Genomic DNA, 15,202 nt, shown 5'->3' on the forward strand with positions numbered 1-15,202 from the left:
CTTGCCCACCCAGTCGAGCGCCCGGACGGGATCGCCCATCAGCTCCCAGAGCCCGACGATGAGCAGGTTGCCGATGACGTGGCCGCGCATCTCGCCCTCGCCGGCGAAGCGGTGCTGGACGACGTCGGCCCACGTGCGGCCCCACTCGTCGTCGCCGCACAGGGCGGCGAGCGCCATCCGTAGGTCGCCGGGAGGCAGCACACCGAACTCGCCGCGGAGCCGACCGGACGAGCCGCCGTTGTCGGCCACCGTCACGACGGCGGTGAGCTCGTCCAGGGTCAGCTCGGCGACGAGGTGGCGCAGCGCGCTCAGACTGGCGAAGAGCCCGTGACCGCCCCCCAGGGCGACCGCGGACTGCGCGGTGGATCGAGCCATCGAGGCGTCACTCCCGCCCGAGGTCGCGATGGCTGGCGCGCGAGTCGATGCCGTGGCTCCTGAGCCGGGCCGCAATTTCCTCGGTCATGGCCACGCTGCGGTGCTTGCCGCCCGTGCAACCGATCGCGACGGTCATGAACCGCTTGCCCTCCGTGAGGTAGCCGCCGGCGACGTTCTCCAGCATCGGGACGTACTGGTCCAGGAACGTCTGGGCACTCGGGCGCATCTTGACGTAATCGGCGACGTCCTCGTCCCGACCGGTCCGCGGGCGGAGCTCCGGCACCCAGTGGGGGTTGGGCAGGAAGCGCATGTCGGCCACGAAGTCGGCGTCGACGGGGATGCCATACTTGAAGCCGAAGGAGACCACCGTGACCTTGAGCGCGGTCGTCTCCGGGGTCCCGAACTGCGCGGCGATCCGGTCGGTGAGCTGGTGCACGTTGAGGTTGGTGGTGTCGATCACGACGTCGCAGTCGCCGCGCACCTCGGCCAGCACCTCCCGCTCGCGGTGGAGCCCGTGCAGCAACCGGCCGCTCCCCTGCAGCGGGTGTGGACGGCGCGCGGCCTCCTGGCGGCGTACGAGCACGTCGTCGGTCGCCTCGAGGAACAGCAGCGTGGTGGGGCGACCGGTGACGCCCTGGTGCCGGTTGGCCTGCAGCGAGTCGAAGAAGGACCCGGAGCGCACGTCCACGACCACCGCGATCGGCTGGGTGATCCCCCGCGAGTCGTCGACGAGGCGGACGACGTCGCGCACCAGCGTCGGCGGCAGGTTGTCGACCACGAAGAAGCCGAGGTCCTCCAGCTCCTTCGCGGCGGTGCTGCGGCCGGCACCGGTCATGCCGGTGACGATGACGAGCTCGCCTGCTGTCGGCTCCATCAGTGCTCCTCGATGATCTCGCCGGTCGCGGTGTTGACCTGCACAGCGGCATTCTTGCGGGTCGTGTCGGCGCCCGCCACGGCCGCCTTGATCGCCTCGGCCGTGCGCGGCCCGATGCCGGGCACCATCGCGATCTCGGCAGCGTCGGCGAGCCGCAGCTTCTTGAGCGAGCCGAAGTGCTTCAGCAGGGTCTTGCGGCGGACCTCGCCCAGGCCCGGGACGTCGTCGAGCAGGCTCTCGACCATCGTCTTGGAGCGGCGCGAGCGGTGGTGGGTGATCGCGAACCGGTGGGCCTCGTCGCGCACCCGCTGGAGGAGGTAGAGGCCCTCGCTCGTGCGCGGGAGGATGACCGGGTCGTCCTCCGCCGGCAGCCAGACCTCCTCGAGGCGCTTGGCCAGGCCGCACACCGGGATGTCGGTGATTCCGAGCTCGGACAGGGCCTGCTGGGCGGCCGCGACCTGCGGCGGGCCGCCGTCGACGACCACGAGCCCGGGGGGGTAGGCGAACTTGCGGGGCCGGCCGGTCTCCGGATCGACCAGCATCGGGCCGGAGTCGGTGGTGACGGCCTGCGACCTCGCCTGCTCGTCGAGCAACCGGCGGAAGCGGCGGGTGATCACCTGGTGCATGTGGGCGACGTCGTTCTGCCCGACCGTGGTCTCGCCCGGCTCGGGCTTGATCACGAACCGGCGGTACTCGCCCTTGCGCGGCAGCCCGTCCTCGAAGACCACCATCGACGCCACCACCTCGGTGCCCTGCAGGTTGGAGACGTCGTAGCACTCGATCCGCAGCGGCACCTCGTCGAGCGCCAGGGCCTGCTGGATCTCCTCGAGCGCACGGTTGCGGGTGGTGAGGTCGCTGGCCCGACGGGTCTTGTGGAGCACCAGCGACTGCTTGGCGTTGCCGGCCACGGTCTCCTGCAACGACAGCTTGACCCCCCGCTGCGGCACCCGGATCACGACCCGGCTCCCCCGCCGGTCGCTCAGCAGCTCCTCCATCACACCGGCGTCGGGCGGCAGCGCCGGGACGAGCACCTCGCGCGGGATGGCGTCGGCCTCGTCGCCGTACAGCTGCAGCAGGAAGTCCTGGACGAGCTCGGGCGTGCCGCCGTCGTCGGTGCGGTCGGCGACCCAGCCGCGCTGGCCCTTGATCCGGCCGCCGCGGACGTAGAAGATCTGTACGGCGACCTCGAGCGGGTCCTCCGCGAGCGCGATGACGTCGGCGTCGGTGCCGTCGCCGAGCACCACCGCCTGCTTCTCCAAGGCCTTGGTGAGCGCCCCGAGGTCGTCGCGCAGGCGGGCGGCCTTCTCGAAGTCGAGGGCCTCCGAGGCGGCATACATCTCCCGCTCGACGCGCTTGACGAAGGCGGTCGTGTTGCCGGCCATGAAGTCGCAGAAGTCGTCGACGATCTCGCGGTGCTGCTCGGCCGTGACGTTGCCGACGCAGGGTGCGGCGCACTTGTCGATGTAGCCCAGCAGGCACGGGCGCCCGATCTGGCTGGAGCGCTTGAAGACGCCGTTGCTGCACGAGCGCATCGGGAAGACGCGCAGCAGCAGGTCGACGGTCTCCCGGATCGCCCAGGCGTGTCCGTAGGGACCGAAGTAGCGGGTGCCCTTGCGCTTGGCGCCGCGTCCGACCATGACCCGCGGGAACTCCTCGCCCACGGTCACGGCGAGCCAGGGGTAGGACTTGTCGTCGCGGTACTTCACGTTGAAGCGCGGGTCGAACTCCTTGATCCAGCTGTACTCCAGCTGGAGGGCCTCGACCTCGGTCTTGACCACGGTCCACTCGACGCTGGCCGCGCTGGTGACCATCGAGGCCGTGCGCGGGTGCAGGCCGCCGATGTCCTGGAAGTACGACGACAGGCGCGGGCGCAGGCTCTTGGCCTTGCCGACGTAGATGACCCGGCCCTTGCCGTCGCGGAAGCGGTAGACACCCGGTTGGGTCGGGATCGAGCCGGGCTCGGGTCGATAGCTGGCGGGTGACGGCACGACCTCAACCCTACGAGGCCGCACCGACACCTCTCGCGTCAGCGAACGAGGACCGTGCTCAGGCCCGTTCGATCAGGGCCGGTCGCACGCCATCCGTGTCAGGCCAGGGTGATGGTGTCCCCGTCAACCGAGATCTCGACCTCGGACAGGGGCGAGGTGGCCGGGCCCTGGAGCACCGATCCGTCCTCGATCGAGAACTCGCTGCCGTGGCAGCCGCACGGGATGACGCCGTCGGTGCTGGCACTGACGGTGCAGCCCTGGTGGGTGCAGACCGAGGTGAACGCCTTGAAGTCGCCCTCGGTGGGCTGGGTCACCACGATCTTGTGCTCGGAGAACACCGCGCACCCGCCGACGGGGATGTCGCCCGTCGCGGCCAGGGCGGCGGCACCGGACTCCGCGCCGTCACCGGTGGTCGGTCGCTCGCTGCCGGAGGGCGTCGAGCTCGTCGGGTCCGTCGCCGAGTCGGGCTCGTCGCTGCCGCAGGCGGCCAGGACGGGCAGGCCGATGGCAGCCGCGGTGGCGCCGCCGAGGACGTTGCGTCGGTTGAGTCCGGTGGTCATGGTCCGAGACTACTTCTTCGCCGCGGCCTTCTTGGCCGGCGCCTTCTTGGCGACCGGCTTCTCCGCTGCGGCCTTCTTGGCCGCGGTCGCTGCCTTCTTCGCCGCCGCCTTGCTGAGCGGTCGCGCCGGGGCTTCCTTCGGGCGGACCTTCCCGCTGGGCTGCTGGGCCGCGCGCCCCTCGAGCAGCGGCGCGAGGAAGGTGCCGGTGTGGCTCTCCGGGTTGGCCGCGACGTCCTCGGGCGTGCCCTCGGCCACCACGAGCCCGCCCCGGGAGCCGCCCTCGGGCCCCATGTCGATGAGCCAGTCGGCGGTCTTGATCACGTCGAGGTTGTGCTCGATGACCAGCACGGTGTTGCCCTGGTCGACGAGGCGGCCGAGCACGAGCAGCAGCTTGCGGATGTCCTCGAAGTGCAGGCCGGTGGTCGGCTCGTCGAGGACGTAGACGGTGCGGCCGGTGGACCGCTTCTGCAGCTCGCTCGACAGCTTGACCCGCTGGGCCTCACCGCCCGACAGCGTCGTCGCGGGCTGGCCGAGTCGGACGTAGCCGAGCCCGACCTCGCAGAGCGTCTTCATGTGCCGGCTGATCGCAGGAACCGCAGCGAAGAAGTCGGCTGCCTCCTCGATCGGCATGTCGAGGACCTCGGCGATGGTCTTGCCCTTGTAGTGCACCTCGAGCGTCTCGCGGTTGTAGCGAGCACCGTGGCAGACCTCGCACGGGACGTAGACATCCGGCAGGAAGTTCATCTCGATCTTGATCGTGCCGTCGCCCGAGCAGGCCTCGCAGCGACCGCCCTTGACGTTGAACGAGAAGCGGCCCTGGAGGTAGCCGCGCATCTTCGCCTCGGGGGTCGAGGCGAACAGCTTGCGGACGTGGTCGAAGACCCCGGTGTACGTCGCGGGGTTGGACCGCGGGGTGCGACCGATCGGCGACTGGTCGACGTGGATCACCTTGTCGACGTGCTCGACACCGGAGATCTTGGTGTGCCGCCCCGGGACGGTGCGGGCGTTGTAGATCTGCTTGGCGAGCGAGGTGTAGAGGATGTCGTTGACCAGCGTCGACTTGCCCGAGCCGGAGACGCCGGTGACCGCGCAGAAGACGCCGAGCGGGAAGCTCACGTCGACGTCTTGCAGGTTGTGCTCCTTCGCGCCGTGCACGGTCAGCTCCCGGCCGATGGTGCGCGGGCGGCGCACGGGCGGGACGGGGATCTCGCGACGGCCGCTGAGGTACTGGCCGGTCAACGAATCGGGGTGGTCGAGCAGTCCCTGCACGCTGCCGGAGTGGACGACCTGGCCGCCGTGCTCGCCGGCGCCCGGGCCGATGTCGACGACCCAGTCGGCGACGCGGATGGTGTCCTCGTCGTGCTCCACGACGATCAGGGTGTTGCCGAGGTCCTTGAGCCGGACCAGGGTCTCGATCAGGCGGTGGTTGTCGCGCTGGTGCAGCCCGATGGACGGCTCGTCGAGGACGTAGAGGACTCCGACCAGCCCGGCGCCGATCTGCGTGGCCAGCCGGATGCGCTGCGCCTCACCGCCCGACAGCGAGCCGGAGGGACGGTTGAGGGAGAGGTAGTCGAGCCCGACGTCGAGCAGGAAGTTGAGGCGCTCCTGGATCTCCTTCAGGACGCGCTCGCCGATCTGCTTCTCGCGCTCCGAGAGCTCGAGGTTGCGCAGGTAGTCGGCCGTCTCGTTGATCGGCATCGCGCAGACCTCGGCGATGTTGAGCCCGCCCTGGTCGCGCGCGCCGAGCGTCACCGCCATCGACACCGGCTTGAGCCGGCTGCCCCGGCAGGTCGGGCACGGCACCTCGCGCATGAAGCCCTCGAACCGCTCGCGGCTCGTGTCGGACTCGGCCTCCTTGTGGCGGCGCTCGATGTAGGGCCGGACGCCCTCGAACGCGGCGTAGTAGGCGCGCTGGCGACCGTAGCGGTTGGTGGTGACGACGTGGACCTTCGTCTTGTGTCCCTCGAGGATCGAGGTCCGCGCCAGCGGGGTGAGCTTCTGCCACGGAGTGTTGAGGTCGAAGCCGAGCTCCTCGCCGAGCGCGTTCATCAGGCGGAGGAAGTAGTCGGAGACGTGGGCGTGGCTCCACGGCTGGATCGCGCCCTCGCCCAGGGTCGCGCCCGGGTCGGGCACGACGAGCTCGGGGTCGACCTCCATGCGGGTGCCGAGGCCGCTGCACTGCGGGCAGGCACCGAACGGGGAGTTGAAGGAGAACGAACGCGGCTCGAGCTCGTCGGTGTCGATCGTGTGCTCGTTGGGGCAGGCCATCCGCTCGGAGAACCTGAGCTCGCGACCGGGGTCCTTCGCGTCGAGGTCGACGAAGTCGAACAGCACCAGGCCGCCGGCGAGGTTGAGCGCCGTCTCGACCGAGTCGGTGAGCCGGCGCTTCGAGCTCTCCTTGACCGCGAGCCGGTCGACCACGACCTCGATGGTGTGCTTCTTCTGCTTGTCCAGCTTGGGTGGGTCATCCAGCGTGTGCGTCTCGCCGTTGACGCGCGCCCGGGAGAAGCCCTGGGTCTGGAGGGTGCGGAACAGGTCGACGTACTCGCCCTTGCGGCCACGGATGACGGGCGCCAGGACCTGGAACCTCGCCCCCTCCTCGAGCGACAGGATCCGGTCGACGATCTGCTGGGGCGTCTGGCGCTCGATCGGCGACCCGCAGACGGGGCAGTGGGCGCGCCCGGCGCGGGCATAGAGCAGGCGGAGGTAGTCGTAGACCTCGGTGATGGTGCCGACGGTCGAGCGCGGGTTCTTGCTGGTGGACTTCTGGTCGATGCTCACCGCGGGCGAGAGACCCTCGATGAAGTCGACGTCGGGCTTGTCCATCTGGCCCAGGAACTGGCGGGCGTAGGCGGACAGGGACTCGACGTAGCGGCGCTGCCCCTCGGCGAAGATGGTGTCGAAGGCGAGGCTCGACTTGCCGGAGCCGGACAGGCCGGTGAACACGATCAGGGCGTCGCGCGGCAGATCGAGCGAGACGTCCTTGAGGTTGTGCTCCCGGGCGCCCCGGATGATGAGCTGGTCGATCACAGTCGTCCTTGAAGGTCTGTGCAAGAGAGTGGGTTCGAACAAGTGTTCGTCACATCACGCGCAGTTGCAACCCGCCACGCGGTCAGGCTCGATCCTACGGGGCTGCACACAGCCTCCCCATGTGTGTTGAATGACAGTCATGACCTCCTCCCCCGCGGCCACGCAGCTCGAGCTCCTCGCAGCTGCCAACCAGCGACTGATCCGCACCGTCGATGCCCTCGACGACGCCGTCTTCGGCGCACCGTCACTGCTTCCCGACTGGACCGTCGGCCACGTGGTCGCCCACCTCGCCCTCAACGGTGAGGCCCTGGCCGGCGCCTTGGAGGGCGTCACCTCCGGCACCGCCCGCGCCATGTATGCCTCCCAGGAGGACCGCGACGGTGACATCGCCGAGCTCGGCGTCGCGTCTCCCGGGGACCTGCGCTCGCGGCTGATGGCCTCGACCGAGCTCTTCGACCGCGAGGTCCGCGACCTCCCCGAGGACAGGTGGACGACGACCATCGAGCGCACGCCCGGTCGGCCGGCGTTCAGCGCGCGCTCGACGGTGCTGATGCGGCTGCGCGAGGTCGAGATCCACCACGCCGACCTCGGTGTCGGCTACACCTCCGCGGACTGGTCGCCGGAGTTCTCGGCGATCGTGATCGAGACCATGGACAAGCGTGACTTCCCCACCTCCTTCCGGGTGCTGGCGCGCGACCTGGCGCAGTCGTGGTCGTACGGCGACGACGACCCGACCACGACCGTCACCGGCGACTCGCACGCCCTGGCATGGTGGCTGACCGGGCGCGGTGACGGCGCCGGCCTCACGAGCGACCGCGGCGAGCTGCCGGCGGTGCCGGCATGGTGACCTACACCGGTGACGTCACGCCCGGCGGCGAGGCGCAGACCCGGCAGGCCGGCTGCGTGACCATCACCAAAGTGGCCGTCGACCCGCAGATGTCCAACAACGCCTACCTCCTGCACTGCGAGGAGACCGACGAGCTGGTGCTCATCGACGCAGCCCACGACGCCCCCACCCTGCTGGCCCTGGTCGGCGACCGGTCGCTGACCGCGGTCGTCACGACCCACCAGCACTGGGACCACCACCGCGCCCTCGCCGAGGTCGTCGCGGCGACCGGCGCCACGGTGGTCGCCGGCGAGCCCGACGCCGCCGCGATCACCGAGCAGACGGGTGTCGCGGTCGATCGCACCGTCACCCAGGGCGACCGGATCGCCGTCGGCACCTGCGACCTGACGGTGATCGCCCTCGCCGGCCATACACCGGGCTCGATCGCGCTCTTCTGGGAGGACCCCACCGGGCAGGGCCACCTGTTCACCGGAGACTCGCTGTTCCCGGGCGGCGTCGGCAACACGTTCGGCGACGCGGACGCGTTCCTGACCCTGATCGACGAGGTCTCCACCAAGATCTTCGACGTGTACGGCGACGACGTCTGGTTCTACCCCGGTCACGGGGGCGACTCGACGCTCGGCGCCGAGCGGCCCCACCTCGACGAGTGGCGGGAGCGGGGTTGGTGACGGATCGAGCGCACCCCGGCGTTGACGCCTACATCGAAGGGCTACCGGACTGGCAGCAGGAGATCTGCCGCAAGGTCCGCGGCATCGTGTGGGCGGCCGATCCGGAGATCGAGGAGACGATCAAGCGGACCGTCCAGCCCTACTTCGTCCTGGACGGCAACGTGTGCGCGTTGCTGTCCACCAAGGACCACGTCAACCTGTTCCTCTACGACCCGACCGTTCCCGACCCGCACAGACTTGTCAACCAGGGACACGGCAACGCCACCGGACGGGCGATCCAGATCTACCAGGACGATCCCATCGACCGCGAGCCCCTCGTCGAGCTGCTGCGCGCCATCGTCGCCAACAACCGGGCCGGCGGGTGGCGCAAGCTCGGCCGCGAGACGCCCCCTCCGGTTAGGGAGAACTCTCACCGCGACCCGTGAGAACTTCGGTTTCGTGACGGCGCTGGCGCGCCTCCTCAACCTCCGACGACCACGCTGGCGCGCCTCCTCAACCTCCGACAACCACGCTGGCGCTCAGCCTCGAGCAGCGGGAGGCCTCAGCTGTAGGAGACCTTGACCGTCTCGGCGGTCGCGGGGACGGACTGGCAGCCGAGGCGGATGCCCTCGTCGAGGTCCTCCTGCTCGAGCACGTCGTTGTGCAGCATCCGCACCTCGCCGGAGACCAGCCGGATGGCGCAGGCGGAACACTCGCCCTCGCGACACGAGTACGGCGCCTTCACGCCCTTGGACTCCAGGAAGTCGAGCAGCTTCTCGCCGGGCTGCCAGTCGTCGAAGACGTGCTCCTCGCCGTCGAGCTCGACCTCGACCTTGACCGGGCCGGACGGGCCGGCAGGCACCGCCTCGTCCGACTCGTCGGCGTCGTCGGCTGCCTCCACGCTCGCCCGGGCGGCCAGCACCTCCTCGACGTCGCCGAAGGGGTTGCCGCCGAGGGAGACGAACTTCTCCTGGTGGCGTCGGTCGCGCGGGAAGTCGAGGGCGCGCAGCGAGTTGGAGACGGCCTTCATGAAGGGCGCGGGGCCGCAGCAGAAGCTCGTCCACGACGTGTACGCCGATGCGAACTCGCGCAGCTGGTCCTCGCTCGGCAGGCCCTGGACCGACTCGAGCCAGTGCACCACCTGGAGCCGGTCGGGGTGCGCGGCCGCGAGCTCGCGGAGCGCGGCGGCGAAGATGACCGAGCCCTCGTCGCGGTTGGCGTAGAACAGCACGACCCGGTTCGAGTGCTCAGCCAGCGCCGTACGCACGATCGACATGATCGGCGTGACACCGGACCCACCCGCGAACAGCAGCAGGTCGGCCGTCCAGTCCTTCGGGGAGAAGATCCCCGAGGGCGGCAGCACCCGCACGGTGTCGCCCGGCTTGAGGTTGTCGTTGAGCCAGTTGGACGCGTAGCCCTCGACGGTCCGCTTGACCGTCACCGTGAGCGGCTCGCCGGGCGGCGTGCAGATGGAGTAGCAGCGCGCGGCGAGCCCGGTCTGGTCCGAGGGCACGCCGACGGTGAGGAACTGGCCGGGACGGTAGGTGAAGGCCTCGGCCGCGTCGGCGGGGACCTCGAAGACGATCGACGACGCGTCGGCGGTCTCCGCGACCACCTCGCGCACCTCGAGGAGGTAGGAGTCAGTATCCATCTTCGGCTCCGATCGTGAGCTGTCCGCCGCGCACGGCGGCATCGATGCTCGCCTGCATGCGGGGACACGATGCCCGGATCGGGCGGCCGGTCGGTGCCGCGTCCAGTCGGCGGAACTCCGCGCACTCTGCCAGCGACTCCGCGTGCCACTGGATGGAGGTGTGGTGCTCGGAGTTCTTCTTGACCCCGACGCGGGCCAGGCAGTCCAGGCACGCGACCTCGGTCAGGCGGGCCTGCGTGTAGAGCCGCTGGTCCTCGAGGGTGTCGGCGCTGGAGGGCACGATGTAGGCCATCAGGTGGTGGCCGTCGCGTCCTCGGCCGACTTCTTCGCGAGGTTCGCCTCGACCTCGGCGCGCCAGAACTCGTTGGCCTTGCTGGTGTCGACCTCGAACTCGAAGCGCTCGGTCATCTCGTCGGTGACGTCGGCGGCGTCGACGTAGAACTGCTCGTACCACCGGCGCAGCTGGTAGACGGGCCCGTCCTCCTCGCAGAGCAGGGGGTTCTGCACCGGCGCCTTGTTCAGCCAGATGTGCACGTCCTGCAGGAAGCCGTCGCCGAACATGTCGGAGTACTTCTTGGCGATGTAGCGCGCGGTCTTGTCGTCGAGTCCGTCGGGCTTCTCGACGGCGAGGCCGTACTGCAGCTTGAACGAGTTGGGCCCGGTCGGGACGTGGCAGTTCACCAGGATGACCTTGGTCAGGAAGCCCTTGTAGTCGGTCTCCAGCCAGTTGATCATGAAGGACGGCCCGTAGTAGGTCGCCTCCGACTTGAGGATGAGATCCTCGTCGCCGTACCCCTCCCCGGCCATGTCCGGACGCCCGGTCGACTCCATGAACTGGGTCGCCATGTGGCCCTCGAAGACGTTGCGGAAGTTCGTCGGGAACGCGAAGTGGATGTAGAAGAAGTGGGCCATGTCCACGACGTTGTCCACGATCTCGCCACAGTGCGCGGTCGGGACGTCGAGGACGTTCCAGGTCCAGTCGGTGTAGCGCTCGGTGCCGATGCCCTCCAGCTCGGGCGGCAGGATGTCGTGGTTGGCGGGGCTGCCCTCCGCGTCGTGCCAGATCATCAGCATGCCGTTGCGGACCACCGACTCGTAGCGCGCGGTGCGGGCGCGCAGCGGCACCCGGCGGGCGTAGGGGATCGCCTTGCACTTCCCGTCGCCGCCCCAGCGCCAGTCGTGGAACGGGCAGGCGATCTCGTCGCCCTTGACGCTGCCCTGGGTGAGGTCGCCGCCCATGTGGCGGCAGTAGCCGTCGAGCACGTTGATGTTGCCCTGCGTGTCGGACCACACCACGAGCTTGCCGCCGAACGCCTCCACGCCGTGGGGCGTGCCGTCGGCGAGGTCGGTGGCCAGCCCGAGGCAGTGCCAACCACGGGCGAAGCGCTCGGGGACGGAACCGGTGTCGAGCATGCGGGTGTCACTCATGGAGCCATTATGGACCAAAACGAGAACACGTTCTAGTGTGGCCGCATGCACGTTGCCCTCTCGCCCGAGCACCTGGCCCTCCAACAGGAGCTCCGGGAGTACTTCGACGCCCTCGTCACGCCCGAGCGGCGCACCGCCCTGGCCCTGGCCACCGGCGAGTTCGGTGACGTCGCGACGTACAAGGAAGTCATCCGCCAGCTCGGCAGCGACGGCTGGCTGGGCATCGGCTGGCCGACGGAGTACGGCGGCCAGGAGCGCTCGATGATCGAGCAGCTGATCTTCACCGACGTCGCCGCGGTGGCCGGGGTGCCGATCCCCTATCTCACGCTGAACACCGTCGGGCCGACGATCATGCGCTACGGCACCGACGAGCAGAAGGACTACTTCCTGCCGAAGATCCTCGCCGGCGAGCTGCACTTCTCGATCGGCTACTCCGAGCCGGAGTCGGGCACCGACCTCGCGTCGCTGCGGACGCGTGCGACCCGCGAGGGCGACGAGTGGGTGATCAACGGCCAGAAGATGTGGACGTCGCTGATCCAGTACGCCGACTGGATCTGGATGGCCTGCCGCACCTTCCCCGACCTGCCGCGACACAAGGGCCTGTCGATGATCCTGGTGCCGGCGGACGCCCCCGGGTTCTCCTACACGCCCGTGCACACCGTCGCCGGCGTCGGCACCAGCGCCACCTACTACGAGGACGTGCGCGTCCCGGCGAGCAACCTCGTCGGCGAGCTCAACGGCGGCTGGTCCCTGATGACCAACCAGCTCAACCACGAGCGCGTCGCCCTGACATCGGCCGCGCCGTTGACGCACTCGCTGGAGCTGGTCGTCGCGTGGGCGAAGGGGACCAAGGACGCCGACGGCCAGCGCATCATCGACCGCGAGTGGGTGCAGGTGCTGCTCGGCCGGGCGCACGCGCGCATCGAGATGCTCAAGCTCCTCAACTGGAACATCGCCTCCGCCACCGGCGACCTCTCCCCCGCCGTGGCCAGCGCGACGAAGGTCTACGGCTCCGAGCTCGCCACCGAGGTCTACCGCTCGTTGATGGAGGTCGTCGGACCGCTGGCGTCGATCACCGGGGACAGCGAGGGGGCGGTGCTGGGCGGCCGACTCGAGCGCTACCACCGCGCGTCGCTGGTGATGACCTTCGGCGGCGGCACCAACGAGATCCAGCGCGACATCATCGGCTACGTGGGCCTCGGCCTGCCTGCAGCGAAGAGGTAACCCCATGGACTTCGACTTCTCCCCCGAGGCGGACGAGGCAGCCGCCCTGGCCGCCCGGATCCTCAAGGACTGCGCGACCCCCGAGCGCATGCGTGCGGTCGAGGAGGCGGGCGATCGCTGCGACCGCGACCTGTGGCGCTCGCTGGGCGAGGCCGGCCTCCTGGGCCTGTCCCTCCCTGAGGCGTACGGCGGCGCCGGGCTCGGCCTCGTCGAGGCGTGCCGCGTCCTGGTCGAGGTGGGGCGCACCGTCGCCCCCGTCCCGGTCGCGACCCACGTCGCCGCATCCCGGCTGATCGCCGAGCTGGGCTCGGCTGAGCAGCAGGGGCAGTTCCTGCCGGCTGCCGCGAGTGGCGCCTCGATCCTGACCGCCGCCATGGCCGAGGACCTCGCTCCCACTCCTGGTCGCCCGACGACCACCGCCACCCGCGAGGGCTCCGGCTGGCGGCTCAGCGGGGCCAAGGCCGCCGTGCCGGCGGGCACGGTCGCCGACGTCTTCCTCATCCCGGCCTCGACCGACGACGGCGTGGCCGTCTTCATCGTCACCGCCGACGAGGTCACCCTCACGCCGCAGACGTCCTCCGACGGTGACGCGGTGGCCCGCATCGAGCTGAACCACGTGCCCGTGGGCGAGGAGCGACTCCTGGCCGGAGCCGGCGAGCGGCTGCGCGACCTGGTGACCCTGGGCGCGTGCGCCCAGCAGCTCGGCGTCACCGAGGGCGCACTGGCGCTCACGTCGACGTACGCGAGGACGCGCGAGCAGTTCGGGCGCCCGATCGGCACCTTCCAGGCCGTGTCGCAGCGGCTCGCCGACGGCTACATCGACACCCTCGGACAACGGTTGACGCTCTGGCAGGCTGCCTGGCTGCTCGACTCGGAGCTCCCCGCCACGAAGGAGCTCGCCGCGGCCGCGCTGTTCGCCGCTGACGCCGGCCACCGAGTCGCGCACACGGCCGTGCACGTCCACGGTGGCGTCGGCATCGACCTCGACGGCGAGACCCACCGCTACTTCACGGCCGCGAAGCGCTGGGAGTTCGCCTGCGGCGGCACCACCCAGCAGGCCCTGGCGATCGGCAAGGCCCTGGCTGCCGAACCCTCCTGATCAGCGCAGCAGCTCGGCGACCCCGTTGGTGAGCTTCACGTTGTAGAACCCCGAGTTGGCGTCGGTGTACCAGACACTGCCGCGCTTGCGGTCCCACGCCGGCGCTGACATCGCGTAGGCGCCGGCGACGTCCGGGAACGTCGGACGACTGCCGGGGCGCTGCGGCTTGTTGAAGTAGGCCACCTCACGCGGGTGCTTCACGTCGCTGATGTCGAAGAGCCGCAGCCCGGAGACGATCATGGAGCATCCGGCGATCTTCGGGTCGTTTGCACGGGGCACCGAGCAGTAGTGCCCGGCGTAGCCCTGTGCGGGGAAGCTGGCGCCCGGGTCGTCGCGCTGCTCGCCGCCGTGCACGTCGGCCTGGTGCACCTCGAGGCGCAGCTGCGAGACCACGAACGGGTTGCGCGGGTCGTCGACGTTGATGATCCGGCCGGCTCCCACCGGCGCGTTGCGCATGTCAGCCAATCCCTTGAGGGAGAACTGGTCGGCGTACTCATCCATCTCGAGGACGTAGTCGTGGCCGTCCTGGGTGAACGGATCGGCCGACTGCGGGATCGACGCATCGGGCCACCTCAGCTCGGACAGCACCGTCGTGACGGCCCCCGGCACCCGGTCGTGCACCTTGCTCACGTCGAGGATGTCGAGCCCTGCGTTGCTGGCCAGGTCGAGCGTTCCCAGGTCAGGCCGGCCGATGTCGGCGGCGTACATGGTGTCGCCGTCGGCGGAGAAGCGCAGACCGTGGTAGCTCACGCCCGACTGGACCATGATCGGCACCGGAGACCTCGGGTTGGCCAGGTCGATGGCCACGAGGGTGCCGACCGTGCTGGCCGTCCAGAAGGTCTTGCCGTCGGGCGCGAACCCGCTCTCGTGCCCGAGCAGGCCGCTCGGCGTGCTCGACAGCAGCTTGGGGTGCCGGCAGTCGGTCTTCACGTCGTAGACGTCGAGGACCCCGGGGTAGGTCAGGGCCGTGCCCAGGGTGGCGGCGAGCAGGCCGCGCTTCTTGTTGAGCAGCAGGGACTCGTGGGGGCTCACCATCGCGGGCGAGGTGAGCACGGTGGTCTGGCGCGGCTTGCGCGGGTTGTCCATCGCGAGCACGACGACGCCGATGCCTGAGGTCAGGTTGTAGACGAGGTCGCGGGGGAAGACGAGCGTGCTGTCGTAGAACGCGCAGGTCTGGCCCTTCGCGTCGACGTAGCGGTGGACCTTGAAGCCCCCCGTCTTCCCGACGTGGGCCAGCGCACGGGCGTTGCAGCGGTAGCCGCGGTCGACGCGGCCCGAGGCATAGTCGCTCGCCGGCACCCTGCCCTGGATGCCGGTCTCGGGGCGCGAACCCTTGCCGCAGTCGGCTCGGGGCACGGGTTGCGGCTCGCGCCCGCCCTGCGCCTGCCCCGTGACGGCCATCGTGCCGCCCATCACCAGGCCGGCGGCCAGCACCGACACCGCCAGCCGTGTTCGGGTGCGTGCTCGACCTGACATCTT

General features: G+C 70.0%; 14 protein-coding genes. 5 read left to right on the plus strand and 9 right to left on the minus strand.

The features are described 5' to 3' along the window. The 5 genes from CF8_RS21535 to uvrA all read right to left on the minus strand — a co-directional run. A partial coding sequence (locus tag CF8_RS21535; RefSeq protein ID WP_036490712.1) for a gluconeogenesis factor YvcK family protein occupies positions 1 to 375 on the minus strand: 375 nt, incomplete at its 3' end. A gap of 7 nt (positions 376 to 382) precedes the next feature. Then, complete coding sequence (gene rapZ, locus CF8_RS10295) at positions 383 to 1,249, minus strand: RNase adapter RapZ (RefSeq protein WP_010833054.1); 867 nt, start codon at positions 1,247 to 1,249, stop codon at positions 383 to 385. Beyond that, positions 1,249 to 3,237: an excinuclease ABC subunit UvrC gene (gene uvrC / locus CF8_RS10300; protein WP_010833055.1), complete on the minus strand. Its 1,989-nt coding sequence runs from the start codon at positions 3,235 to 3,237 to the stop codon at positions 1,249 to 1,251. The genes rapZ and uvrC overlap by 1 nt, the downstream gene beginning before the upstream one ends. A 98-nt stretch (positions 3,238 to 3,335) precedes the next feature. Then, on the minus strand, positions 3,336 to 3,797 hold the full coding sequence (locus tag CF8_RS10305) for a Rieske (2Fe-2S) protein (protein WP_010833056.1): 462 nt from the start codon (positions 3,795 to 3,797) through the stop codon (positions 3,336 to 3,338). A 9-nt stretch (positions 3,798 to 3,806) separates the two neighbouring features. Next, positions 3,807 to 6,827 carry an excinuclease ABC subunit UvrA gene (uvrA, locus tag CF8_RS10310; protein ID WP_010833057.1) on the minus strand — a complete coding sequence of 1,007 codons (3,021 nt, stop codon included), beginning with the start codon at positions 6,825 to 6,827 and terminating at the stop codon, positions 3,807 to 3,809. Positions 6,828 to 6,966: 139 nt separating this feature from the next. On the opposite strand from uvrA, the gene CF8_RS10315 reads away from it, so the two are divergent. The 3 genes from CF8_RS10315 to CF8_RS10325 are packed head-to-tail and all read left to right on the plus strand — an operon-like array spanning position 6,967 to position 8,767. Beyond that, a complete protein-coding gene (locus CF8_RS10315; RefSeq protein ID WP_010833058.1) occupies positions 6,967 to 7,674 on the plus strand; it encodes a maleylpyruvate isomerase family mycothiol-dependent enzyme in 708 nt (235 codons plus the stop codon). Further along, positions 7,668 to 8,342 (plus strand): MBL fold metallo-hydrolase, encoded by a 675-nt coding sequence (locus CF8_RS10320; protein WP_010833059.1) that lies wholly within the window; start codon positions 7,668 to 7,670, stop codon positions 8,340 to 8,342. The genes CF8_RS10315 and CF8_RS10320 overlap by 7 nt, the downstream gene beginning before the upstream one ends. Then, complete coding sequence (locus tag CF8_RS10325) at positions 8,339 to 8,767, plus strand: DUF1801 domain-containing protein (protein ID WP_051204194.1); 429 nt, start codon at positions 8,339 to 8,341, stop codon at positions 8,765 to 8,767. The genes CF8_RS10320 and CF8_RS10325 overlap by 4 nt, the downstream gene beginning before the upstream one ends. Before the next feature lie 116 nt (positions 8,768 to 8,883). On the opposite strand, the gene CF8_RS10330 is transcribed toward CF8_RS10325, so the two are convergent. The 3 genes from CF8_RS10330 to CF8_RS10340 are packed head-to-tail and all read right to left on the minus strand — an operon-like array spanning position 8,884 to position 11,400. Next, on the minus strand, positions 8,884 to 9,972 hold the full coding sequence (locus CF8_RS10330; protein WP_010833061.1) for a ferredoxin--NADP reductase: 1,089 nt from the start codon (positions 9,970 to 9,972) through the stop codon (positions 8,884 to 8,886). Beyond that, positions 9,962 to 10,264, minus strand: a complete 303-nt coding sequence (locus CF8_RS10335; protein ID WP_010833062.1) for a hypothetical protein — start codon at positions 10,262 to 10,264, stop codon at positions 9,962 to 9,964. The genes CF8_RS10330 and CF8_RS10335 overlap by 11 nt, the downstream gene beginning before the upstream one ends. Further along, positions 10,264 to 11,400 carry a Rieske 2Fe-2S domain-containing protein gene (locus tag CF8_RS10340; RefSeq protein WP_010833063.1) on the minus strand — a complete coding sequence of 379 codons (1,137 nt, stop codon included), beginning with the start codon at positions 11,398 to 11,400 and terminating at the stop codon, positions 10,264 to 10,266. Before CF8_RS10340 ends, CF8_RS10335 begins: the two co-directional genes overlap by 1 nt. Positions 11,401 to 11,445: 45 nt before the next feature. Between CF8_RS10340 and CF8_RS10345 the strand changes: the two genes are divergently transcribed. Together CF8_RS10345 and CF8_RS10350 are read left to right on the plus strand one after the other, a co-directional pair. Then, positions 11,446 to 12,624 (plus strand): acyl-CoA dehydrogenase family protein, encoded by a 1,179-nt coding sequence (locus CF8_RS10345; RefSeq protein WP_010833064.1) that lies wholly within the window; start codon positions 11,446 to 11,448, stop codon positions 12,622 to 12,624. A gap of 4 nt (positions 12,625 to 12,628) precedes the next feature. After that, positions 12,629 to 13,723 carry an acyl-CoA dehydrogenase family protein gene (locus tag CF8_RS10350; RefSeq protein WP_010833065.1) on the plus strand — a complete coding sequence of 365 codons (1,095 nt, stop codon included), beginning with the start codon at positions 12,629 to 12,631 and terminating at the stop codon, positions 13,721 to 13,723. Here CF8_RS10350 and CF8_RS10355 read toward each other — a convergent pair whose 3' ends face one another. Next, positions 13,724 to 15,199, minus strand: a complete 1,476-nt coding sequence (locus CF8_RS10355) for a hypothetical protein (RefSeq protein WP_156887205.1) — start codon at positions 15,197 to 15,199, stop codon at positions 13,724 to 13,726. Positions 15,200 to 15,202 lie beyond the last annotated feature (3 nt).

The organism is Nocardioides sp. CF8, assembly GCF_000389985.1.
Lineage (GTDB): Bacteria > Actinomycetota > Actinomycetes > Propionibacteriales > Nocardioidaceae > Nocardioides > Nocardioides allogilvus.

Excerpts from the sequence above, each read along its gene's own strand:
- rapZ (WP_010833054.1), bottom strand. The coding sequence starts at position 1,249 with ATGGAGCCGACAGCAGGCGAGCTCGTCATCGTCACCGGCATGACCGGT.
- CF8_RS10305 (WP_010833056.1), bottom strand. The coding sequence starts at position 3,797 with ATGACCACCGGACTCAACCGACGCAACGTCCTCGGCGGCGCCACCGCG.
- CF8_RS10315 (WP_010833058.1), top strand. The coding sequence starts at position 6,967 with ATGACCTCCTCCCCCGCGGCCACGCAGCTCGAGCTCCTCGCAGCTGCC.
- CF8_RS10320 (WP_010833059.1), top strand. The coding sequence starts at position 7,668 with ATGGTGACCTACACCGGTGACGTCACGCCCGGCGGCGAGGCGCAGACC.
- CF8_RS10330 (WP_010833061.1), bottom strand. The coding sequence starts at position 9,972 with ATGGATACTGACTCCTACCTCCTCGAGGTGCGCGAGGTGGTCGCGGAG.
- CF8_RS10335 (WP_010833062.1), bottom strand. The coding sequence starts at position 10,264 with ATGGCCTACATCGTGCCCTCCAGCGCCGACACCCTCGAGGACCAGCGG.
- CF8_RS10340 (WP_010833063.1), bottom strand. The coding sequence starts at position 11,400 with ATGAGTGACACCCGCATGCTCGACACCGGTTCCGTCCCCGAGCGCTTC.
- CF8_RS10345 (WP_010833064.1), top strand. The coding sequence starts at position 11,446 with ATGCACGTTGCCCTCTCGCCCGAGCACCTGGCCCTCCAACAGGAGCTC.
- CF8_RS10350 (WP_010833065.1), top strand. The coding sequence starts at position 12,629 with ATGGACTTCGACTTCTCCCCCGAGGCGGACGAGGCAGCCGCCCTGGCC.
- CF8_RS10355 (WP_156887205.1), bottom strand. The coding sequence starts at position 15,199 with ATGTCAGGTCGAGCACGCACCCGAACACGGCTGGCGGTGTCGGTGCTG.